The sequence below is a fragment of the Anaerobacillus sp. ABR4_321 genome (genome assembly GCF_056158505.1).
Map to the genome: position 1 here is coordinate 956,867 of NZ_JBSWTK010000001.1, position 22,126 is coordinate 978,992.

Sequence of the window (22,126 nt, forward strand, 5' to 3'; positions counted from 1 at the left end):
TGCTTTTTCAATTGGTGAAATTTATCGAAAAAAAGAGATAGTAATTATTTGGAATCTCGTATATAATCCTCTTAGCAATAGGAAATGGAAGGTGAAGCTGCCGGGAAATAGGCGTACTTTTTTTCTTTAAATCTCCAAAAAACAACTAATTCGGGGGAATGAATGCAGTGAAGAAAGTTCTATGTATGATGTCGTCTGTTATTGTGGCTGCTAGTTTGATAGCAAGCCCGGCTGCTTCAGCAGCAAGTGAAAAGCTAGAGGTAGAAAGTGTGACAAAGCTTCAGAAAGAAAAGCAGCTTGAACAAACTGTCGAACTACAGGGATACAATGATTATGGTATGTATGAAGAAGAAGAGCCGAACGATACCTTTGATCAAGCAAACGCGATTGAGATCGATGACTATGTAACGGGAACATTTACAGATCAAGATAAAGATTTCTACAAAGTAGAAATTACCGGTAATAAAGAAGTAGATTTCGTTATTTCTCTTTACACTAATGAAGAAAATGGTACTGAAATGGAGCTAAATGTAAATCTCTACAATCAGGACATGGAAGAACTCGAGGGTGACTTTGAAGTATCCGATGAGGAAGGGTACTTATCTGGGATCACACTAGAGCCAGGCGTTTATTATCTCGAGGCTTCAGACCTAGCGAACCTTACAAATGGAGAAGAATATTGGTTTAATGCCTATATCTTTGAGCAAGAAACTTACGTTCAACGTATTCACGGAGATGATCGTTATCACACAGCTGCTAAGATCGCGATTCGTTCACATGGAGGCTATTCGAATGAGAACGTGGTACTTGCGACTGGAAATGATTTTCCTGATGCGCTAGCGGCTGCGCCACTTGCTTATTCGATGGATGCACCAATTCTATTAACAGGCAAGAATTCATTGCCAGCTTATACGGAGATTGCAATGGATTTGTTAGACACGTCTCATGTTACAATTATTGGTGGTACAAGTGTTATTTCGAAGCAGGTAGAAGAATACCTTGAGGAAGAATTAGGGCTTGATGTTGTTCGTATTAGTGGTAAGAATCGCTACGAAACGGCTGAAAAGATTGCGAATGAGCTTCCTTTCGCAGGAGGTCCGGCGGTTGTTGTAGACGGAAAGAACTTCCCTGATGCTCTATCAATTGCGCCAGTTGCTGCTCAGAACATGATGCCGATACTATTAACTGAGAAGAATAGCATCCCTTCAGCAACAACAAAGGCACTCCGAAATTATGATTCAAGTATCGTAGTTGGAGGGAAAGCAGTGATCAGTGATGAAGTTTTGAAGAATCTTCCTGACGCAGAGCGTATTTCAGGGGAAGACCGCTACGGCACCTCGGTTGCAGTGGCAGAAGCATTTGAGCTTGATCGTGGGTTTGCAGTCCTTGCGACTGGAAGCAACTTTGCAGATGCGCTCTCGGGCTCTGTTTATGCAGCAACGTTGAACGAGCCTCTTCTCCTGACTCCTAAGAAAAATCTTGATCCAAAAGTCGAACAGTACTTTGTGGACAACGAAACATTTTATTTTAGATTGCTCGGTGGAACAAACGCTATTAGTGAAACTGTAGAAGATGATATTTGGAGTTTGTTTGAGTAACAATTGTTGAGCAAAAGAATAGATTGATAGATAACGAGTGTCCCGTCTATTGGGATACTCGTTTTTTGTTAGATTCATGAACCATTAAAAAGTGCACAACATCAAAAAAATGTAACAATATTACAATTGTTACATTTACATTACAAAATAGGTGTAGTATAGTGGACTAGTAGTTAATTACTGGAAAAAAACACTTTGAAAGGAATGGATGTAGTGAGAAAAACAGTTAGTACGTTGTTCGCATTAATTTTAGTTGTAAGTTTACTAGTAAGCCCGTCTACATATGCTGTAGGCAACCAGGATGAAGAGGTAAAGTTTGCAAAACAGCAAGTTACCTCCCTAGAAGCTGCAAGTAGTAAAGACTACACAAATGAACAAGAGCCAAACGATTCTTTTGAACAAGCAAATGAAATTCCTCCTCTAGATGCTAAATACATAGGGACCTTTACAGATCATGATGAAGATTTTTATAAGCTAGAAGTGAGTTGAGATCAGGCGATCGAATATTTATTTACGCTTCAGAATGAAAATTACCCTACCAATAAAATGGATTTCGAAGTAGCGTTCTATGATGATAGTAAAAACAAAATAGAACCGAACCGTTTTTTTACAGAGAACTCTAATTTCTTTGGTGTATTTAAACTTCAACCAGGCGTCCATTATATAAAGATATCTGACCAAGCAAATGTAAATAATGATGAGAACTACTTGTTGTATGGGACGGAAATAGAAGCAGAAGAGCCATGGTTTGATCGGGTCTATGGCCAGGATCGTTATGATACAGCAGCGTTAGTGGCTTATCTACAGCGATATGAAAGTGGATATTGGAATTCTCCTAGAAACGCAGTATTAACAACAGGTACAGACTTTGCTGATGCTCTTTCAGCAGCGCCGCTTGCTTACCACCTTGATGCTGCGATCCTTTTAACAAAAGAGAACAAACTTCCTAGCATTACAGAAGATGTATTGATAGACCAAGAAATAGATAAGGTTACAATCATTGGCGGTGAAAATGTAGTTTCTAATAAGGTGGAGAATTATTTACGAGAGGACCTGAACTTAATCGTGGAGCGAATTGCAGGTGCAAATCGTTATGAAACAGCAGCCGCAGTTGCGAAAGAGCTTCCAGAGTCAGATACGGCTGTCATAACTTATGGAGGGAATTACCCAGATGCACTATCGATTGCACCTGTAGCTGCAAAGAATAAGATGCCGATTCTATTAACAAAAACAAACGAAGTACCGGAAGCTACTAAAAAAGCATTGAAAAACTTTGAAGATACGTATGTAATTGGTGGCGAAAGTGTAATCAGTAAAAACGTCCTAGAAAACCAACTGCCAAACCCTACTAGAATTGCTGGCGAAAATCGATACGCTACTTCTATAGCTGTGGCAAATGAATTTAACTTGAAAAAGAACTTTGCTACCGTGGCAACAGGGGAAGGCTTCGCCGATGCGTTAACAGGTTCTATTTATGCTGCAAAAAGCAGTCAACCATTACTATTAACGCCTAAATCTCAACTTGAATCTTCAGTTAAAAACTACTTTACGACTCATGAAACCCGTTACTTTACAATACTTGGTGGAAATAATGTCGTGGAAGAAAGTGTAGTAGATGAACTGAGAGGTCTGGTGAAAGAATAGTAACGTCCAAGAGAACTAGAAATTTATCTGGTTCTCTTTTTTTATGTTTATTAGTGAAAGGGAAGGACAGGGGATAAGAAGTAAGTGTAGAAAGAGGAATATGATGGAATGGTTAAGGAGAGGGCTAAGGGATATACCTATCAACCTCTTGAAAATTCAACAAAGGAGGAACTAGTTTTTATGAACATTGCAGGAAAATCTCTAACATTATGGAAAGCAGAATACCCATTATTGAACGACCTTATCCAATATAAAGAAGTCTTCTGGCAAAATCCTAGCAAAGATTCCTCACCTTCCGGACTTGATTTAACACTCGAGGACATCAAAGAAGCAGAGGCGCGCTTCAAACGATTTGAACCTTATTTTAAAAAGGTATTCCCTGAAACGGATGGCGTGATCGAATCGCCTTTAACCGAGATCGACGAAATGAAAACGGCACTTGAAAAGGAGTACGGCGCAACATTAAATGGGAAGCTCCTACTCAAACAAGATGACCGCCTTCCCATCGCAGGAAGCATTAAAGCGAGAGGAGGCTTTCATGAAGTGATCAAACAGGCAGAGAAGCTCGCACTCGGTCATAACATCTTATCGAAAAACGATGACTATAGTGTGCTAGCTGACAAAAAGTTTAAAGAGTTCTTTTCAGCCTTTTCGATCATGGTAGGTTCGACGGGAAACCTTGGCCTTAGTATCGGCATTCTATCTGCAAAACTTGGATTCAACGTTACGGTACATATGTCGAGTGATGCAAAGCAATGGAAGAAAGATTTACTGCGAGAAAAAGGTGCAACCGTAATCGAGCACGAAGGAGACTTTAGTGTTGCGGTCGATGCAGGTAGGGTGCAGTGTGAAGAAAAGCTCACCTGCTACTATGTCGATGATGAAAATTCGAAAGATCTCTTCATGGGGTATGCAGTAGCTGCATTACGCTTGAAGAAGCAGTTAGATGAACGGAACATACAGGTTAATGAAAATAACCCGTTAACGGTTTATCTCCCATGCGGTGTAGGTGGAGGACCTGGCGGCATCGCCTTTGGACTCAATCAAGTCTTCGGTGATCACGTACATTGCTACTTCGCAGAGCCGACGCATTCACCTTCAATGCTGATCGGGTTAATGACGAACCAGCACGACAAGGTATGTGTGCAAGACTTTGGCATCGACAACCTGACAGCTGCAGACGGCCTTGCAGTGGGTCGCCCATCGAAGTATGTAGGTCAGCGGGTGAAGACATATATTGATGGTGTGTATACGATTGAGGATGAGAGGCTGTACCGCCTCCTGCATATGCTCTATAACGCAGAAGGAATCAAGCTCGAGCCATCCGCACTAGCAGGGATGATAGGTCCTGTTCATGTAGCGAAACAAGGTAGCGGGAAAGGGACACATGTCGTGTGGGCGACTGGTGGAAGGTTAGTACCAGATGAGGTGTGGAAAGAAGATTATGAAAAAGGGAAGTTGTAAAGTAGTGGTGCCGGAGTGGGGCTAGCTCCCATTCCGGCACCGCTGACACTTCACCCATTCTGCTGATCCTTTGACTTCGATTCTGAAATTCTTCCAAGAAAGAAGCCATCGACTTCCGTGAGTTTGCCTCTCCATAGGATGCTTCCTTTTGATGGAGTGGGTTTCGTATCTCCGCAATACACCCTCGCATTTTTCAAATGAATGAACTGTGCATCCGGAACACTGCTGCCTTCAACAGCTTCCCCCGCCTTCGTTAATTCTTCACTTAGCTTCTGAGAAACGTCACCTTCATCTTCAAACGATTCACTTAGTGTCGAAAAGTACTCACCTGCAGAAACAAGGGTGCCTGTCACCATTGCGCCCTTTAGATTCAACGTGATGTCTAAAGAGAAGTCGTGCTTGTTCGATGCTTGTACGAAAAATTCAAGAACACTGTCTTTTTCAGTTGTAGCAGCTGTTTCAACGCTCATAATTATATTCTCCCTTCAAGTTAACGGCTAGTATCGTGGTTTCGCCTCGCTCGTTTCAAGTCTTCTTTCAAGCTGTTCGAGTCTTTCATGCAACTTTTTATTTTCCTCCTCAAGCGCCTTCGTGTTCTGGTCGGCTGCCTTCGAGCTTAAGTAAGGATCGTTTTCCCACCAATCCATTCCGATTTCCTTCGCTTTATCAACCGAGGAAACGATCAAACGAATTTTAATTGTTAAAAGCTCGACATCCGCAATTCCAACGCGGATATCGCCAGCAACAACGACGCCTTTGTCCAACACTTTTTCTAATACATCGACAATCGTATTCGATTGTACCGGGTGTTCAACTCCCATCGTGACACCTCCACATCTCCATGAATATCAAAGCAAGCTTCCTAGTGGACCGAGATCGATGTTCAGGTCTTCCGCTTCAAGACCGAATACATCACGTAACTCTTCCATTTTTTCTTCTAACGTCATAAGAGCAACGCCGAGGTTTTCAACTTGCTCATCGGTAAGGGAACCGCCTTCGACGCGCCTCATCGCATTTCGTTCAACGATTTGCCTTAGTAACTCGATTACCGTGAGAACAAGCTGAGCTAATCCTTTTTCAGCATTTTCTTGATCGATATTAATCCTTCCATCTGTCGAATTGGCCAGTTGCATGAATCAAATCCTCCCTTTCTTCATCTAATCGCTCTGAAGTAAGTGTTGCATCCACCTGCTGCTCGACAAGCGTTTCAACAGATGAAATCAACACTCGTAAATCTAAGTACACGAGATCAACGCCCGCAATGGATATAAGTAAATCGCCCTTTATGGCAACGCCCTTGTCGAGTATCACGTCTAGAATATCGATAAGTGCAATGTCTTTGTTTTCGAGGGACTCTTTCACAGGCATGGCGCATCCTCCCTTTTTTATGATGAAGTGAAACTAGAGAAATGATAGGCAGGCCAAGGACCTGAGGCCTCGAATTGCCACCCTGAGGCGGTGAATTTCTCTTCATATTCTTTAAACGTGTTAATGAAGGCTTCCACCTCATCTTGGGGAAGGAGAAATACGCTGTTCCAAGCCATTTTTTCTTGTCGTCCCGTCACGTCTTTGTTCCAGTTTTTCTTGATGTTTCCTAAGATCGAATGTGTTTTTAACGCTTCATGAATTCCTTCACAGAATGAGGTTTTTTCATTCTCAAGCTCCTGCTCAATGTACTGATCCATTTTCTTACGCTCGAAAAACTTTTTCCCTGGCGAAAGCGCCTCGATTTCTTCTCGTTTTGCTTGTATAGAAGGACTTTGTTCGCTAATTTGCTTTCGCAGCACTTCATCATCGCAGTAGATCTTCACGTTCCATTCTTCATTGCCTTCTAATAGGGAGAAAGTTTCCCGCAGCTTTTCCTGGTTGCTTTCGACGGTGTTTCGCAAACTGTCTTCTGATTTATACAGTGTACAAAATTTTAACGGAATTAACGTATAGACTTTGGTAAGCTGCAGCACGGTTTCATGGTGGTGGAACGCTTTTTCCTGAAGCCACGTTACATCTTGATCCATCTTATCTTTTATCGTTTCTTCAGACGCCGCGACATCACACACGATTGCGGTCACGTCACTGATCGAGATCATATATAGTTCGCGATCACCATCGAATCCTTTTAAAGAGGGGAGCGGCTGGTTAGATTCACTTGTTGGAATAAAGCTATATAAATAGAGAAGACTCATCGATTACCCTCATTTCTTTTTCGTTAATTCTTCCCACTGTTCCATTTCTAAACGCTTCGCTGTCTCGTAACGTAGGAGCAGCTCTTCTTCTTTTTCTTCATACGCTTCTTCAGGAATTTCGCCTAGCTCGTACATCATCTGCAGCTGAATCAGCTTTTGCTGAATCGTAGGCAGGTCGTATAGTTCTTTGTCTGCTTCTTCTTTTATTTTCTCACCGACTTTGATCACAAGGTTGATGGGTGAGGTCACCAGTTTATGGATCATGCACCTTCTTCAACCTTCAAGCGAATATTGACGAAGTTGTAGGCAGGCCAAGGCCCGGTATAACGAAACTCAACTTTGTCTTTCCACTTTTCATGCGCCTCATTGACCACTGCATCGAATGCTTCCTCTTTCTCCCGGTCAACGAGGAACGAAGCGTTCAATAACATCTTTTCTCCAATCGGATCATTTGCTTTTGAGGCTTCAGCCGTTTCATCTAATGGGTTAAAAATGTCTTCTTTGATTTCTTGTTCAAGGGAAGCAAAAAGCTTCTGCGCCATTCCACCGAGCTGAATTCGTTCGTAGTAGCCAGCCGCTTCGGATTTTCCTTTTACATTTGAAGCCATCTTTTCAACCTCTGGATTTTCGTTCACTCTTGATTCGAGCCATTCGCTCTTGCCGATTACTTTTAGCCCAACTTCAATCTTCCCTTTGATGGCAGGAAAAAGCTTTTCGAATTGAGGGTAAAGGTTTTCGAGAAGGACTTTTACATCTTCCTCTGAATGAAAAACGTTCCCGAAGCTGATCGGAAGGACCGTATCGCTTTCTTCCATCACACGAGAAACGGTACTCTGATGCATCATCAGATTGTCTTTCTTCGGATGATAAATTTTCATCGGTACTTCCGCTGCAACCATGGCAGCGTCTTGATAGTGAATCGTAAACGTTTCATGATCGACGCCTTCGATCGTCACTGCGCCGAATTGCTGTTTCTTCTCTGTTTGAATCGCACAAAAAATATAAATGCCTGTGTCTTGGCTCATTCTTAAACCGCTCCTTTACGACTGGTGTCTCATATTGCTGCATGCCTCTACGATTTGATCTTCCGCATCAGCGATCGGATTCTCAGAATCCAATTCCCGACTCAACCCATCTGCTAAAATATCGATGCATAAGCGTTGGAATTCTGGGTGCTTCCCTTGAATTGGAATGTCTGCTTCCTCTGTTAGACGTGCGATCATAAGAGAGGCGCGTATGCTTGGCCCGTGGTTTTCATTTGAGTAGTGGCTCCGAATTTGATGCACAAGAGAGGTGATCGCTTTCGCTTCATCTGAAGAAAGATCGAATTTATTCTCAAGAATGCGAGCCTCTTTGTCAGTATCATTTAACGTCATGTTGATCGTAATCAAGCGATCGCGCAGCGCATCCTGCGTCTCATAAACGCCTGCATATTCTGCAGGGTTGCTCGTGAAGATAACCGCAAACTTTGGGTGAACACGAACGAAGGGTTCAGTTGCTTTTGTACCGTATAGAGGGAGCACGCCTTCTTCTAAAATGGATAGAAAAAGATTGTTCGTCGACGGCTTTGAGCGAGTGAACTCATCGTATACGAGCGTGTACCCGTTCTTCACCGCTTCAAGTAACCGCCCGTTCCGCCACTTTTCAGAAACGTTTTCATCCTTTTTATAGACTGAGCGAACGTACTGATCGATCACGGTTTTACTTGAATAACCCGTGAAATTCCCAATTAAGTCGCGATTGTTCAACTCGTGATTGCCATGCATCAGCATGACAGGACGCTTTCGTCTCTTGGCTAGTGCAAGTGCAACCGTTGTCTTCCCAACCCCTGATGGACCGGTGAAATGAACAGGGTACCCTGCTTCAATGTAGGTTAGCGAGCGGTCGATAAGCTTCTTAGTTGCGTCGTCTTCAAGTAATGCATGTTTATCTTTTTTCATCTTTTGGGTTAAAACTGACATCGTGTCGACCTCCTGATCTCGCTATGCTTCCTCGCCGATCGCACTGCGATAACGAACGTCTCGGCGTTTGAACGACGTGACTTCTTTGTTTTCATTTAAAAGGACATCGTATGAGCCGACCAATTCATCCTTTGCATATCGCTTCATATATTCTTTTTCTTCAATGACTTCAGCCGTAACTCTCCAGCCTTCGTTTTCATTCGCCTCAACTGAGGTAATCTTATGAACGGGAGCAACGTTTTCATTAAGAAACTCGGCAACATTGCCCATGATCTGTTTAATTTCCATAGTGGCCTCCTGCAAACGTAATGGAAGGGAAAGGTGCCTTCTTAAGACACCAATCCCGGTTTGAATTAAATACTAAATTGAGGGCTACGTTCGTTCTGCTGATTCGCTAGTCCATTCTCTTGTACGTCGTCACGAAGTAACCCAACGGCCTCCGCGTAACGTAACCAAGTATCCACACTTGCAATGACGACACGTGCTTCAACTGTTAAAATTTCAATTCCTACAACTGAAACTCTTGCGAACGCATCGATAACGATTCCTTTATCGAGGATGCGGTCGATTACCTCTGCAAGACTTGAACTTTCTGCGCTTTTTTGAATAGCCATGATGTTCTCTCCTTTCAGTAGTTACGAACTGATCGTTTTGATGTCTTTGGATGTTTTAATGTTCTGGTAACTTTTGATATTCGTAGAGCTTTTGATGTTTGTTGAACTCTTGATGTCATGCACGCCTTTAATCGTTTTACTTTCTCGAGAAGAGGAGACTTCCTCTTGAAATGCCTCACCAGCTTCCTTTGCCGTCGACACCTTTTCTTTTACAGAGAGAAGAGCGTCCTGCACTTTTTCTTTCGCTTTCTCTGCTGTGCTGTGAACCTTGGAAGCATTCTCTTCTTTTGTGCTTTGAAGCTGTTCAGACGCCTGATTTACCTTCGATTGAACACCTTCCTGTACGTTTTCCTTAAACGTTTCATGTGCATGATCTTGAACCGTGTTCTTTACCTTTTCTTTAATGTGCTCAGGCGTATGTTCGACGACTTTTTCCGTGACTTTATCTAGCGCTTTTCCAAAGGGTTTACTCATGAGATACCCCCTCCGTGGTACGAATTACTCAATTTTCCGAAAAATGATTACAAGGTACTACATGCTAAACTGTGCGCGCTCGTTTGATTGCTGAAGAAGACCATCTTCCTGAACGTCATCTCGAAGTAGTCCGACGGCTTCCGCGTAACGTAACCACGTATCGACACTTGCGATAACTACCCTTGCCTCAACCGTAAGAATCTCGATCCCAACGAGCGAAACACGCGCGAATGCATCGATGACAATGCCTTTATCAAGGATGCGGTCGATCACTTCTGCAAGACTCGAACTCTCTGCACTCTTTTGAATACTCATCACGTCACTCCTTTTTAAGCTGTAGGATGCCAACCATCTCAATAAATGAAATGGTTGGAAAGGAAAACAATTCACATGAGTATACCTCGGAAATGAATTGTTTAAACAAAGCTTCAATGCTCTTTCTCCCTTTATGAAACAAATGACCTAGATGGTCCGTATATAAAAATAAGAGTAGAAGAGAGGGAGGAAATGGCACGTGGAACTATTCCTTGAGATTCTCGCAAATTTAGGTGGAATCTTTGGTTTTGGCGGAGGAGAAGCGCCTGATGAAGAGAAGATTGAAGAAAACATCATCGCACTCATGGCATTCGCGTGGTTTGTAGACCTTACAAAAATGCCTGAAGCGAAGCCGCTCATCACGAAAAATGAGTCTGTTCGATATGTAATCGGGAAGATGCGGGTGAAGAAGATGAAGAAGTCACCGATGTATGAAGAGAGGATGGAAAGGAAGCTAAAAAAGGAAATGAACAAGCAGTTTGCTGTAAAATCAGGATAGATATGAAGGAAAGGTGAGGAGAAGGACAATGAAATTCTATATCGCATCAAGTTTTCAAAACAAAGCGCAAGTTCAAGAGCTTCGTGATTTATTAAAGAATGAAGGGTACACACATACATATGATTGGACGAAGAATGAGAGAGCGACAACGTTTGAGGAACTTGGGAGAATAGGCACTTCAGAACTCGACGCAGTGAAAGAGTCCGATTTTCTTATCGCACTTCTCCCTGGTGGGAAAGGGACGCACATCGAGATTGGCATCGCGCTTGGTCTCGGTATTCCTGTCTATCTTTACTCTGGAGAGGAGATAAAGGATCCTGTGACTTCAAGTTCGTTTTACCATACGAGCGGGGTGACAATTTGCTCTGGCCCATTAACAGATCTGTTTCATAAGGTCGTTCAGGAGAAGAAACATGCCGGAATACAATAAGCTAGTCCGAGATCGAATTCCTGAAATCATTTCAGAGAATGGAAAAACCTATGATGCTATCATGCTATCTGACGAAGCATTCAAGATAGAGCTGAGAAGAAAGCTTCTTGAGGAAGTGAACGAGTATATTGAGGCGAGTTCAGATGTAGAGGCGATCTCAGAACTTGGGGATGTGGTGGAAGTGATTCGTGCTTTAACGGGTGTTCATGGAAAAACGTATGAGGATATAGAAGTTGCAAGAGAGGAAAAGAAGAAAGAACGAGGCGGTTTCTCTAACAAAGTTTTCTTAAAGACGGTGGAAGAATAAATTGTTTAATAGTGGGAGCAGGCAGGGGAAATGTTTTTCCCATGCCTGCTTTTTTCACTATTTAATAGGCTTCCCACATATACTGTTCTATCTTGTGTCTACAATAAGGGAGAGAACAGCATGCATCACGTATACCGTACACTTGTTGAGGATATCGCGACTGCCATCAATGGAGAGTATAGCGCCATTCAGTGTTATGACATACTCGCTCAACTGTCACCGAATGAAAAGGTGAGGAATCAAATTCTAGAGATTCGACAAGATGAAATCAATCATTATCAAGCGTTCACAAACATCTATACACAGTTAACGGGACAACAGCATTCACCGCAATTAATCGAAGAGTGTCCGACTGCTTACATTTCTGGATTAAAGTACTCAATTGAAGATGAGCAAAAAGCTGTCGACTTTTACCTCGACATCGCGGATCAAACGCAGGATCCCTATATCAAGGAGGTCTTTAAGCGAGCAGCGGCGGATGAACAGAACCATGCAGTGTGGTTTTTATATTTTTTAACGAGGAGCTAGGCACCTTCCTGCCCCCCGCTATTGACTATTTCCAAGATGGGCTTACAATATAAGGTAGCTCATTACGGAGGTGCACGATGCAGGAGGCAAAGAAAAATATACTTACGCTACAAGGATTCTACTTACTCGCCTTTTTCGGGGTGGGAAGCTTATTTCCGTTGTTGAGCGTCTATTTAAAACAAGTAGAAAATCTGAATGGTTCGCAAATCGGCATGATCATGTCACTCGGACCGATCATCATGATTTTCTTTCAACCAATATGGGGGATGGTGTGTGACGCCACGCAGTCACCTACTCGAGTCCTCACCTTAACAGCACTCTTAACGGGTATCGCCGGAATGGGATACCTTGTTTTTGATGGCTTTTACTGGTTTCTCGTGATCGCTATCGTCGTCGCAATCTTTCAGAGTGCGATCATTCCCGTTTCAGACAGTATTACCTTAAAGTACACGGGTAAGGTGAACTATAACTATGGAAACATACGGCTGTTTGGCTCGCTAGGCTTCGGTCTAGCCGTTTTCATTATGGGAAAACTATCAGAGTCAGTCTTAGGACCAGGGGTTATCTTTTACGCATTCTTGATTTCTCTTACGCTAGCTTCTATCCTCGCATGGCGTTCACCGAGTGAGCGTCAGACGAAGAAAGTGGACCTAAAGAATGGAATGAGAAAGCTACTAGTCTATCGAAAGTTTCTTCTGTTTCTCATCGTGACATTCATGATCTTCGGACCGAACTTATCAAATAATACGTACTTTGGATTGTTTGTTGAAGATAGCGGAGGGACGTATGCAGGGATCGGACTCGCGTTTATGCTCGCAGTTCTACTCGAGATTCCGTTCATGCGAATCTCAGGAAAATGGATTCAGCGGTATGGCTTACTTATGGTAGTATTATTTGCTGGAATAGCTTCCATGCTAAGATGGGTGCTTTATTTCTTTGAACCAAGCTTAACGATTATCTACGCAACGACGATCATTCAAGGGTTCTCCCTAGGCTTATTTATTCCAGCTGGTCTTCAGTATGTTAAGGAAATCGCTCCAATCAATATGGATGCAACTGCCGTAACGTTATATGCTGCAGTTGGGAATGGAATCGGAAACTGGTTTTGTACGTTTGTTGGCGGGTATCTGTATGATTTCTTTAATATTTTCGTTGTGTACTTATTCTTTGGAGGATTAGCGCTTATTGGTGTCCTGATGACTCTCGTACTTTTAAGAGCGGAACGGAGTTATTCTCAGCTAGCGCATACGAATTAGAAAAGCGATGGAGGGGTATTATGAACATCGAACAACAACTTTACGACGAAGCGGTAAACTTAATCGAAAAGAGATATCCCTCAGGCTGGGGAGGAGCGTCGGCTATGTATACGAGTGACGGCCAAATCCTAACAAGCGTATCGCCAGAAGTCATCAATGCATCAACAGAACTATGTATTGAAACTGGAGCGATTTTAGAAGCTCACAAGCTAGAAACAAAGGTTACGCATACGATTTGTGTAGTTCGAGAAGATGAGAACGCTCCGTATACAATTCTCACTCCCTGCGGCGTATGTCAGGAGCGGCTTTTTTATTGGGGAAGTGAGGTAAAAGCTGCTGTTTATCATCCTGAAGGCGAGCTCATATATAAGACGCTGCAGGAGATTCAGCCATATCATTGGTATAAGGCTTATAATGAATAAGACGTCACAACAATCTTCCACAAATGTTTTCATTTGGAGGTAAACGATGTTTGGATGGGAGTACGTACCAGATTGGTTCCTATGGTTTGCACTTGCTGTTTTTGCAGGATATATTCTTTTTATCGAATGGTTTATGAATAAATGAAAAAGAGCGGGGGTCAGTGCTTGACCCTCGCTCTTCATAATTTCTAATCATCCAAAGCTCTTTTCTTATACATTATGACTACGCATATGCCGGTAACAACCGCCCAACCTGCGATGACGAATAACGATAGCAAGAATTCAGTCATACCTACACCATTCTCCACTTTGTTCGCTAACTCGATAAGCTGCACATTCGGCATATATTCGATAAATGCTAGAATCGCATATTTGTCCGCGAAGGATTGCAGGACCGACCCGAATCCGAAAATAAACATCACCGGCAGCACCATCACCGAGGCTTCCATGACGGACTTCGATAGCAATCCCACAAGCGTACCCAGCGCAATATAAAACACCGTGGAAAGAAGAATAGCAAATCCTACTACAACTAGATTCGAAGGCTCATACCCAGTAATGAAGGAACAAACAACGATCGTCGCGATTGTAAAAAGGAACGTTAGCGCGCTTTTGCCACCCAGAATCTCTGATAGTGTGGCAGGGGAAAGCATGAGTCCTCTTAACGTATTCTTCTCCTTCTCTTCAGCGATCAAAGCACTCTGAATAAAGACGGCTACTGCAGCGAACGTAAGGTTGATCACGGTGTAGTGAGTTTCGATCGATATAAGATCAGATGTACCGTAGAAAACGGCTAATATTAGCGGTAAAAGTGCGGTCGTGATGACGAATAAATTTTTCGTTAAATCTTTGACATCTTTTTGGAAGATCGCATACGCGCGCCTCATTGAAAAAGTCATACCAATTCCCTCCCTGTCACGTTGATGAAGATGTCTCCTAACGTAGGTTCGTTTGAATAAATCGAGGCGACCTGGCTGCTCGACATATACTGATGCATTCGTTCAGCATCTTCCGGCCCATTCTTTATAACAACTTTCCTTCCATCGTTTAACTCCACCGTAATCGTTGAATCTGAGAACTGTCTTTTTATCTTCTTCGGTTCATCGAGTAACTGAATCTTCCCTTCATGAAGAAACGCGACTCGATCGCAAAGTAACTCTGCTTCACTCATGTCGTGCGTCGTCAAAAAGATCGTTGTTCCTTCGTTATTCAGCTCACGCAAGCCACGGTAAATATGTCTCGAGTTAGCAGGATCAAGGGCTGAAGTCGGCTCATCTAAAAAAAGAAGGTCCGGTTTATGCAAAAGGGCTCTCGCAAGAAGAACGCGTTGCAGCATACCCTTTGAAAGACGGGAAACAAGTTTCTTCTGCTCATCTTGTAAATTTACGATTTCTAACACGTCAGTGATACGAGCATGTGGAACCCCATAAAGATCGCAGTACAAATTAAGGTTGTCGTAGATCGATAGTCGATTATACAGACCGCTATTATCGGTTAGAATTCCGATTCTGCGATGAGCACCTTCCTTCGTTATTCGATTGGTGCTGATACCGAATACAGTAGCTTCACCATCTGTAGGTGAAAGTTGATCCGTCAAAATTTTAATCGTCGTCGTTTTTCCAGAACCGCTTGGCCCTAGAAATCCAAAGATTTCTTTTTTCTTTACTGAGAAATCCACTTCATTTAATGCTACCTGATTACCAAATGCTTTCATCATTGAACGTACTTCTATGATATTCTCCAACATCATACCTCCTCGTTGTTTGTAACCTAAGATTACAGAACGACTGATAAGGAGGCATTAAAATCCCGTCAAACGGAGGCTGAAAAGGTTAAATGGAGCATTGGTAGGGATGAGTGGTGTCTATTTTTATCCGAATGGAACACGTTAAATGCCGAGAATCTCTTTTAATGTCGCCATTTTATTCTTAGACAGTGGAAGTTCTGATGAATCTTCGAGGATGAGGCCATACGCATTCCTTGTCCAAGTGATGACTTCAGTTACTTTCTCTAAGTTTACGAGATACGAGCGGTGGCAGCGGAAGTAACCGTATGAAGCTAACTTTTCTTCGTATTCGGTTAACGTGAAAAACCCCTGGAACTCCTCACCGTTCACATGAATGGTGACGTCACCTCCAGAACTCTCGAGATAGTTGATTTCCGTCGGATCAAACAATAGAATCTTCTTTTCAATTTTGGCAGGAATCTTCCTAAAGTGAATAGGGGGTGAAACGTTCGGCTCAGCTTCTTCGTCCGACTGCTCAGAGGAGGTGTCATCCACCTCTAATGCGTGTAATCCATTTTCATTCAGTCGATATGGAATGTCCGCAAGTGTAATCGCGCTTTCTATGTTTCCGGTGAGGATCAATACACATTTTTCCTGTTGCTTTAAATAGGTGACAAGTTTGAGAAATACCCGTTTCGTTTCCATATCGACATTCTGATCGGGCTCTTCAAAAATAAACAGCAGCGGATTCTGAAAGAGGGAGCGAGCGAATTGGATCCTTCTTTCTTCTGAATACGTAAGATTTTTAACTTTTACATTCTTCTTATCTTCAAGCTGTACAAGGTGAAGAACATCTTCAATACGTGTATTCGAATTGTATAGTCCTTTAAAAAACTTAAAGTTATCGAGCACGCTTAGTCGTTCATAAACGCCACCTTTTAAGAAGGACACGCCAATATCAGAATTGTGTTTTGAAATGTTCTTTCCATCTAGTTGAATAGATCTATGAAAAATTGGGTCACGACTAGTGAAACCTTTAAGCAATTCACTAATGACACTCATATTGGAATGAAGTGCAACGGTCTCGGCTTTTTCGATAATCAAATCAAACGCTGGGAGAACTAGTTTATCGCTAATCTGCTTTTCATCATTTTTTATCGTTAACACCTTTAAAACTCTCCCCCTCTATAGGTTGGATGTTCTTACATAGCGAACCGTTTCCTTGGTTTAATAGTCTAATTATTTCATTTAATTACATAAAAAGTAAGAGTTGAATTTAAAAGAGGGGACCAGGCACATGCCTGATCCCCTTCATCATCAATTCCGCAACTCAAAGCTCTCCGCACTAACGGTATAGCTCGCACTAGATGCTTTAGCCTTCTTCTTCTTTCTTCTATAAGTCGGACTCGCTTTCAATCCATACACGATGCCGTTAATTGCAAGAATCGTCAGCGCAAATGCCGTCACTGGTGCAAGAATCATCCATGGGAACGAGTTCACGTACTGAAAGTTTTGCGCGATCAAGCCTGCCCATTCGTTTGACATAGAAAATGAAGCAGTCGTTGCATCTCCAGTCTCAATGTCATATTCAAGCACTCTAACGTCTGTCCCCCCAATGAACACTTTCAATAACCCGAGGTGGGCAAAGATAATCAGTACTTGTCCGACTTGCTGAATGAAAATGATCAGCAGCTTCGGATTTAAGAACGGGGCCATATGGGCTTTGAAAATATGAAAGTGACTTCCTCCCATCACTTTCGCGCTATCGATAAACTCCTTTTGCGCGATGAGGTCGAGCTCCTTCTGTACGTAAAGCGACAGCACTGGGACACTGATGAGCACGAGAACGAGCATAGGGAATATGATCTTTGTCGGCGTACTGTAGCTCCAGCTGAACGTCATCACGACGGGTGCGATCAGTACATACGTAAAGATCGTAACAGGAGCATAGTGAAACGTATCTGCGAGACCAGCGAGAAATTTACGAAAAGAACCCGGGAGTAAGAACAGTAAATAGCCCCCGATCGCAGAAAGAACGATCCTTCCTAACGCCACGAGAATCGACAGGCCAATCGTAAACTTCGCTCCTTCCAGAAGTTTCAGCATAAAGTTATTTCCATCGATGTCACTACCGAGAGGGAACTGTGCTGAAGGTGGGAAAGGGGCTAATGCAATGATATCCCCATTACTGTCGTAGAGAACCTTTTCCGGTTTCGGAGCTTGACCCAGCGCACTATATAAAAAGCTTCCAACGAGAAGGAGGACGATGAACAAGATCCCTCCAGTGACAATCGGTTGTTTGATCAGCTTCTTCATCAAGAATCACCCATCACATTAAAAGATTTTTCTAAGAACCATTGTGTAACCGTAAAAAAGAGAAACGATGGAAGGAATACCATAAATAATCCCATCGTAACGATCTCGTTATTGAGAACCCCGTTTTGAAAAATAAAGGTCATAAATCCTTTTATTTCAAAGATCACTTCGAGCATCAAAAGGTTCGCTAATGCAAAAAGAAAGATGCCTTTGAAATGGTTGAATAGAGTGAAGATCGAATTTCTGAAAATATGTATGAGTAAGATGCGACTACGGTTCAATCCCTTGCCTCGCGCAAGCTCCACGTAGAGAAGCTTCTCTTCATCTTCAAACGATAGCAACAAGTATTTATAGATGTAGAGGGCAGGGAGAAATGAGAGGACAAGGATCGGGAGAAGAATCGCTTGTTCTCCGAACCCACTCGTAATGTTAAATAACAGGATCTCCGTCTTTTTATAAATCCAAATGATCGCGATCTGGGTAATGAGAATAATAAAAATATCAGGCAATGATTCCATTACAAAAAGGAACGCTTTCGGTAATCTCCTTCTGTGAGTGGGTAATAACATCGTTAAGATCGTCAGGAGAATTGCTGCTACGAGCGCTATGAATAGAGATGCGATCAAATATTGCATCGACTGAAGATAGGCCTCCCAAAACTCAGGGAACAGCGGCCACACGCCACCACGCGCATAGTACTGATCGGCATTTCCTGAGAAGATCACTTTGAAGGTATCGATGATGTTCGTAACATACGCACCTACATTCATCACGATGTTATCTGATAGAAAGAGCGTATTATTGAGCTCTTTCCGTTCGATCATCTTGAGGACTTCAAGCTGCGACTCCATGTTGAAAAGAAGATAGGGAAGGGAGCCGATGAGAAAGATCCCTATCGAAGTGAGTATGAATTGGATAGCGGTTCTTGTGAAGAAAGAACGTACCATGTAGATCCTCCTTGTCTCTACTGTGCGATTGAGCCAGCTTTTCTTTTCGGTACTAAGCGTATGACATTGTCTAGTTCGTTCAAGTCGCCCGTAGCAACGACGTAACCCTCTGGATCAATGATGAAAATGGTCGGTACTTTTTTTATGTAATAGAGTTCAAATAATTCTGGAGCGACGATGTAAGAAGAATTAGGGATGTTAGGGCAAGATTCCTCTTCTAATTTTTCCTGTGTAACGATGAACAAGTTCGCCTCAAACTGCTGATTGAGATGTGCTACATCTGTCATCATTGCGGAGTAAGTAGGGCATGTTGCACTTCTGAAGAGTAGGAGAGTATGTTTACCGTTAGATATATTCATAGAATTAAGGTGAGTACTTTCGTCATCTAAGTGAAATAGAGGTGCGTGATTTCCAATTCGTATAGACTTTTTATCAAACATACTCACGTTAAATTGGTTGAGAAAATAGATACCCTGTTTTATGAAATAGATCATGATAGCGAATTGAAAGAATAAAAAAATCCACAGTCCGATGAGAAAAACCAAATTCCAGTCCGTACTCATTTTATATACTCCTTTAAGCTAGTAATCGATAGATTAATCCATACTGTAATCTTCTTTAACTGCTTTAGTTTGATTGTAAAGATTAATGGAAGATAAACTGTTTATGCTCTGAAGTTACTAGGAGTGAATACATAGTGGAGTTCTCACGTTTTCTTCGTTATTCGTTCGAAAATATAACTGGAGGAATATTTGTTGAAAGAGGTATTTAAGAACTAGAAGTGTTTGGAGTATAGGTGTCAGGAATGTACGTCACACCATTTTGCTATAACCATAAAACATTGAGACTTGCTCGAAACTCGAGAGTTGGGGGCATCACGTTAGTTTGATGTACAAAAAAGCAAACGTAGAGATGAATAGTTATATTAGAAGTGTTTGCAAAAGCTTATTATGGGGAATATTTCAGACATTGGGTTGAGCAGCTAGTATAATAGGACGAAAAATAAAAAGAGGAATCCGTTATATCTATGATTCCTCTTTTTAAAATATCAGTTGAGCCCATCCAAGCAACGCAATCCACAGTGGAATGCTTATTGAAACACCCCAAATGATTCCTTTTGCAAAATCGTTTTCTTCATGGCCATACATAGCCTCATCCCCTTCAAAGGAAAGTTCATCCAGTTTCAAGCAGGGTGACCTTCTTTTATTCTACATGAGTGGTCTTATCAAAGGCTGTCGTTCTATGAAAAAGAAAACAGCATGTTTTGCATATTCATGCTATAAGCTAACACTATTATTTTACCCTTCAAAATAAGAAATATGCCTTATGAAATGATTGTAAGAGAAAATTTAAATAGTTATATAAATGTATAGCAACTAAATGGTATAATCTTGAAAAAAAGAAAAGCGTCGAAAGGGGTATCGCAATAATGGAAGGGAAGTCAGGCTCAAACCAGATGTGGGGAGAGCTGGAGAAATTCGTAAAGCAGGTTGAAGCAGAAGAGAAGCATACAGGTGAAGCTAGACCTTATATCGACCAAATTAGAGAGATTCTTATAAAAAATATTAATCTATCTACTCTAAATACAGATTAATAGAAAAACCAGGTCTCCCGCCTAGCGAAGCGGGACCTGGTTTTTTTAATTAATAATGTTCTTCATATACATGAAATCGTAATTGTATCTCTTCACTACCGGCTCATTTCCATTCATTGGACGATCTCCAAGGTTAGTAATGTTTGTAGATTTGAAACCATCAATTTCAATGCTATTACCTTGTCCACCAGTAGTGTTAACAATCCTCATAGAACCTGACTTAATCGATAATGTTACATCATTAACATTTGTTGATTTTAGTGTAGAGCCCCCACGGACTTTGTAAACGGCTCCGTTAGAATAAACATGGTTGTTAATGTTTCGGTTTCCTAATATTTGCACATGAGAGTTTAGTCCGAGGTTGTACCATGCATCGCCATATAAGTCTGTTCCTTCAATATGGGGAGAAATTAATACTGCATTTCGAACTTCATCAAATTCAAACGCATTTTCAAGGTTTGACCATTCGGCATTAAGCTGAATAAGAGTGATTTCACCTGTATTATGGAAAACATAAGGAGTAACGATTTGTTCATAACGCTTGTCTCTAAGTCCATTGTGGCAGTAAATATTTTCAAATAAAGATCCAGATAGTCCTCCTCTAGAAGGAATCATATTGATTACGTTTTTCCAATAAGCAAAACAATAGATATTTCTTACAATAATAGAAAAAGCGTTATGCGTCTCACTAGAGTCCTGCGTGATGTGAAATGCACGATAAACGGAAACAAACCTCAAGTTTTCAAATACGTGATAGGCATTTTTTCCAACAAAAAGGATCGCATTTCGATTCGTATTATTAGTCTGATCCCAGCCTGAGTATTGTAATCTCATGTCTTTTAATTGACCAAATTGACCTCTTACATTGAAGATAGGCTTGTTCGCAATCGAAAAGATTGTCGTATGGTCGACTCCTGCCCCGATAACCTTCTGTCCATCAAGCGTTAACGAATCATTGATTTTGTATTTACCGGATGGGAAAAAAATATAAGCACCTGCATCTAGTGCATTCTTAATAGCTGCAGTATCATCCTTTTCTCCATCACCACTCGCTCCAAAGTCGCGAACGTTTACTATTCCGTTAATACTAAACTCACCAGGGTCGCCAGGATCACCAGGGTCGCCAGGATCGCCAGGATCGCCAGGATCGCCAGGATCGCCAGGATCACCAGGGTCGCCAGGATCGCCAGGATCGCCAGGATCGCCAGGATCGCCAGGATCACCAGGATCACCAGGGTCACCAGGGTCGCCAGGATCACCAGGGTCGCCAGGATCGCCAGGTTCACCAGGGTCGCCAGGGTCACCAGGATCACCAGGAGGTACCGACTCATATTCGAATGTGATATCTGTTAATTTCACATGACCCTTTCCTCTAAAGTCCGTGATGATTAATTTGCCATCATTAGTTGGAGTAAAGGTAAATTCATGCGAACTGGTATTAGGGTTAACTGAAAAATATTCATTTAGAATTTCTTTGTCATTTTCAAGATAGACTCTTACACCAATCCAACCACCATTCGTTGTTTTTGCTTTAAAAGAGAGGGTATATTTAGTCCCTGTAGTAACCTGTTGTGTATAAAGCACAATAGCAGTCATCCAACAAAAGCCTCCTTTAGTAGATGTTGGTAATTTTTACTATTAATATCTATACTATTAAAAGAACTATTAATTTGTGCCGGCTAATAGTTTATAGAAGTAATAAATAGACATAATATCCCAATAATTCAAGACGGATTTTATTCTTTTTTATTAGAAGCTAAAGTGCAAATCCATGATTTATTTGTCCAAATATTCCAAATACCCCTTGTGTTTTATATAGGAAACAATATAATAGAATTATAGTTCATT

The 22,126-nt window shown here is 41.9% G+C and carries 31 protein-coding genes; 11 read left to right on the plus strand and 20 right to left on the minus strand.

Annotated features, from left to right (window positions below; all coding sequences use genetic code 11):
* Positions 1-167: 167 nt before the first annotated feature.
* The 4 genes from ACXADT_RS05160 (at position 168) to ACXADT_RS05175 (ending at position 4,706) form a co-directional block, all read left to right on the plus strand.
* The gene (locus tag ACXADT_RS05160; protein ID WP_474833447.1) at positions 168-1,598 is read left to right on the plus strand and encodes a cell wall-binding repeat-containing protein; all 1,431 of its coding nucleotides are present in this window, start codon (positions 168-170) and stop codon (positions 1,596-1,598) included.
* Positions 1,599-1,811: 213 nt separating this feature from the next.
* Positions 1,812-2,087, plus strand: coding sequence for a hypothetical protein (locus ACXADT_RS05165; protein WP_474833448.1), 276 nt, complete (start codon positions 1,812-1,814; stop codon positions 2,085-2,087).
* Between the two features lie 222 nt (positions 2,088-2,309).
* On the plus strand, positions 2,310-3,242 hold the full coding sequence (locus tag ACXADT_RS05170) for a cell wall-binding repeat-containing protein (protein ID WP_474833450.1): 933 nt from the start codon (positions 2,310-2,312) through the stop codon (positions 3,240-3,242).
* Between the two features lie 180 nt (positions 3,243-3,422).
* Entirely contained in the window at positions 3,423-4,706 is a 1,284-nt protein-coding gene (locus ACXADT_RS05175) for a D-serine ammonia-lyase (RefSeq protein ID WP_474833451.1), read from the plus strand.
* Between the two features lie 50 nt (positions 4,707-4,756).
* Here the strand turns inward: ACXADT_RS05175 and gvpU are convergent, their stop codons facing one another.
* The 12 genes from gvpU to gvpJ (ACXADT_RS05235) form a co-directional block, all read right to left on the minus strand.
* On the minus strand, positions 4,757-5,176 hold the full coding sequence (gvpU, locus tag ACXADT_RS05180) for a gas vesicle accessory protein GvpU (RefSeq protein WP_474833453.1): 420 nt from the start codon (positions 5,174-5,176) through the stop codon (positions 4,757-4,759).
* A gap of 27 nt (positions 5,177-5,203) precedes the next feature.
* Complete coding sequence (locus ACXADT_RS05185) at positions 5,204-5,527, minus strand: gas vesicle protein (RefSeq protein ID WP_270180327.1); 324 nt, start codon at positions 5,525-5,527, stop codon at positions 5,204-5,206.
* Positions 5,528-5,554: 27 nt separating this feature from the next.
* Positions 5,555-5,839 (minus strand): gas vesicle protein K, encoded by a 285-nt coding sequence (locus tag ACXADT_RS05190; RefSeq protein ID WP_224880182.1) that lies wholly within the window; start codon positions 5,837-5,839, stop codon positions 5,555-5,557.
* Entirely contained in the window at positions 5,805-6,074 is a 270-nt protein-coding gene (locus ACXADT_RS05195) for a gas vesicle protein (RefSeq protein WP_474833454.1), read from the minus strand. The genes ACXADT_RS05190 and ACXADT_RS05195 overlap by 35 nt, the downstream gene beginning before the upstream one ends.
* 17 nt (positions 6,075-6,091) lie before the next feature.
* The gene (locus ACXADT_RS05200) at positions 6,092-6,889 is read right to left on the minus strand and encodes a GvpL/GvpF family gas vesicle protein (protein WP_474833456.1); all 798 of its coding nucleotides are present in this window, start codon (positions 6,887-6,889) and stop codon (positions 6,092-6,094) included.
* A gap of 9 nt (positions 6,890-6,898) precedes the next feature.
* On the minus strand, positions 6,899-7,153 hold the full coding sequence (locus ACXADT_RS05205; protein WP_474810093.1) for a gas vesicle protein GvpG: 255 nt from the start codon (positions 7,151-7,153) through the stop codon (positions 6,899-6,901).
* Positions 7,150-7,914: a GvpL/GvpF family gas vesicle protein gene (locus ACXADT_RS05210; protein ID WP_474833457.1), complete on the minus strand. Its 765-nt coding sequence runs from the start codon at positions 7,912-7,914 to the stop codon at positions 7,150-7,152. Before ACXADT_RS05210 ends, ACXADT_RS05205 begins: the two co-directional genes overlap by 4 nt.
* Before the next feature lie 15 nt (positions 7,915-7,929).
* Positions 7,930-8,850, minus strand: a complete 921-nt coding sequence (gene gvpN, locus ACXADT_RS05215) for a gas vesicle protein GvpN (protein ID WP_474833459.1) — start codon at positions 8,848-8,850, stop codon at positions 7,930-7,932.
* A gap of 21 nt (positions 8,851-8,871) precedes the next feature.
* Positions 8,872-9,138, minus strand: a complete 267-nt coding sequence (gvpO, locus tag ACXADT_RS05220) for a gas vesicle protein GvpO (RefSeq protein WP_270180320.1) — start codon at positions 9,136-9,138, stop codon at positions 8,872-8,874.
* Positions 9,139-9,203: 65 nt separating this feature from the next.
* The gene (gvpJ, locus tag ACXADT_RS05225) at positions 9,204-9,464 is read right to left on the minus strand and encodes a gas vesicle protein GvpJ (RefSeq protein ID WP_270180319.1); all 261 of its coding nucleotides are present in this window, start codon (positions 9,462-9,464) and stop codon (positions 9,204-9,206) included.
* A gap of 21 nt (positions 9,465-9,485) precedes the next feature.
* The gene (gvpQ, locus tag ACXADT_RS05230) at positions 9,486-9,938 is read right to left on the minus strand and encodes a gas vesicle protein GvpQ (RefSeq protein ID WP_474833461.1); all 453 of its coding nucleotides are present in this window, start codon (positions 9,936-9,938) and stop codon (positions 9,486-9,488) included.
* A 57-nt stretch (positions 9,939-9,995) separates the two neighbouring features.
* Positions 9,996-10,253: a gas vesicle protein GvpJ gene (gene gvpJ / locus ACXADT_RS05235; RefSeq protein WP_474833462.1), complete on the minus strand. Its 258-nt coding sequence runs from the start codon at positions 10,251-10,253 to the stop codon at positions 9,996-9,998.
* A gap of 199 nt (positions 10,254-10,452) precedes the next feature.
* Between gvpJ (ACXADT_RS05235) and ACXADT_RS05240 the strand changes: the two genes are divergently transcribed.
* The 6 genes from ACXADT_RS05240 to ACXADT_RS05265 all read left to right on the plus strand — a co-directional run bounded on the left by ACXADT_RS05240 (position 10,453) and on the right by ACXADT_RS05265 (position 13,695).
* Positions 10,453-10,752, plus strand: coding sequence for a hypothetical protein (locus ACXADT_RS05240; RefSeq protein WP_270180316.1), 300 nt, complete (start codon positions 10,453-10,455; stop codon positions 10,750-10,752).
* Between the two features lie 28 nt (positions 10,753-10,780).
* Positions 10,781-11,182 (plus strand): nucleoside 2-deoxyribosyltransferase, encoded by a 402-nt coding sequence (locus tag ACXADT_RS05245; protein WP_474833464.1) that lies wholly within the window; start codon positions 10,781-10,783, stop codon positions 11,180-11,182.
* Positions 11,166-11,489 carry a nucleoside triphosphate pyrophosphohydrolase gene (locus ACXADT_RS05250; RefSeq protein ID WP_474833466.1) on the plus strand — a complete coding sequence of 108 codons (324 nt, stop codon included), beginning with the start codon at positions 11,166-11,168 and terminating at the stop codon, positions 11,487-11,489. Before ACXADT_RS05245 ends, ACXADT_RS05250 begins: the two co-directional genes overlap by 17 nt.
* A gap of 120 nt (positions 11,490-11,609) precedes the next feature.
* Positions 11,610-12,017, plus strand: a complete 408-nt coding sequence (locus ACXADT_RS05255; protein WP_474833467.1) for a ferritin family protein — start codon at positions 11,610-11,612, stop codon at positions 12,015-12,017.
* A gap of 77 nt (positions 12,018-12,094) precedes the next feature.
* Positions 12,095-13,273, plus strand: a complete 1,179-nt coding sequence (locus ACXADT_RS05260) for an MFS transporter (protein WP_474833469.1) — start codon at positions 12,095-12,097, stop codon at positions 13,271-13,273.
* A 20-nt stretch (positions 13,274-13,293) separates the two neighbouring features.
* The gene (locus ACXADT_RS05265; RefSeq protein WP_474833470.1) at positions 13,294-13,695 is read left to right on the plus strand and encodes a cytidine deaminase; all 402 of its coding nucleotides are present in this window, start codon (positions 13,294-13,296) and stop codon (positions 13,693-13,695) included.
* Positions 13,696-13,883: 188 nt separating this feature from the next.
* Here ACXADT_RS05265 and ACXADT_RS05270 read toward each other — a convergent pair whose 3' ends face one another.
* From ACXADT_RS05270 to ACXADT_RS05300, 7 genes are all read right to left on the minus strand, one after another.
* Positions 13,884-14,594, minus strand: a complete 711-nt coding sequence (locus tag ACXADT_RS05270) for an ABC transporter permease (protein ID WP_474833472.1) — start codon at positions 14,592-14,594, stop codon at positions 13,884-13,886.
* The gene (locus tag ACXADT_RS05275; RefSeq protein WP_474833473.1) at positions 14,591-15,439 is read right to left on the minus strand and encodes an ABC transporter ATP-binding protein; all 849 of its coding nucleotides are present in this window, start codon (positions 15,437-15,439) and stop codon (positions 14,591-14,593) included. The genes ACXADT_RS05270 and ACXADT_RS05275 overlap by 4 nt, the downstream gene beginning before the upstream one ends.
* Before the next feature lie 144 nt (positions 15,440-15,583).
* Complete coding sequence (locus ACXADT_RS05280; RefSeq protein WP_474833474.1) at positions 15,584-16,588, minus strand: LytTR family transcriptional regulator DNA-binding domain-containing protein; 1,005 nt, start codon at positions 16,586-16,588, stop codon at positions 15,584-15,586.
* Between the two features lie 150 nt (positions 16,589-16,738).
* Positions 16,739-17,737, minus strand: coding sequence for a hypothetical protein (locus ACXADT_RS05285; RefSeq protein ID WP_474833476.1), 999 nt, complete (start codon positions 17,735-17,737; stop codon positions 16,739-16,741).
* The gene (locus tag ACXADT_RS05290; protein WP_474833477.1) at positions 17,737-18,684 is read right to left on the minus strand and encodes an ABC transporter permease subunit; all 948 of its coding nucleotides are present in this window, start codon (positions 18,682-18,684) and stop codon (positions 17,737-17,739) included. The genes ACXADT_RS05285 and ACXADT_RS05290 overlap by 1 nt, the downstream gene beginning before the upstream one ends.
* 17 nt (positions 18,685-18,701) lie before the next feature.
* Positions 18,702-19,247, minus strand: coding sequence for a thioredoxin domain-containing protein (locus ACXADT_RS05295; RefSeq protein ID WP_474833479.1), 546 nt, complete (start codon positions 19,245-19,247; stop codon positions 18,702-18,704).
* Between the two features lie 477 nt (positions 19,248-19,724).
* Positions 19,725-19,871, minus strand: a complete 147-nt coding sequence (locus ACXADT_RS05300) for a hypothetical protein (RefSeq protein ID WP_474833481.1) — start codon at positions 19,869-19,871, stop codon at positions 19,725-19,727.
* A 242-nt stretch (positions 19,872-20,113) separates the two neighbouring features.
* Between ACXADT_RS05300 and ACXADT_RS05305 the strand changes: the two genes are divergently transcribed.
* Positions 20,114-20,278: a hypothetical protein gene (locus ACXADT_RS05305; protein WP_474833482.1), complete on the plus strand. Its 165-nt coding sequence runs from the start codon at positions 20,114-20,116 to the stop codon at positions 20,276-20,278.
* A 45-nt stretch (positions 20,279-20,323) separates the two neighbouring features.
* Here the strand turns inward: ACXADT_RS05305 and ACXADT_RS05310 are convergent, their stop codons facing one another.
* Entirely contained in the window at positions 20,324-21,874 is a 1,551-nt protein-coding gene (locus ACXADT_RS05310; RefSeq protein ID WP_474833483.1) for a glycosyl hydrolase family 28-related protein, read from the minus strand.
* Positions 21,875-22,126: the final 252 nt, after the last annotated feature.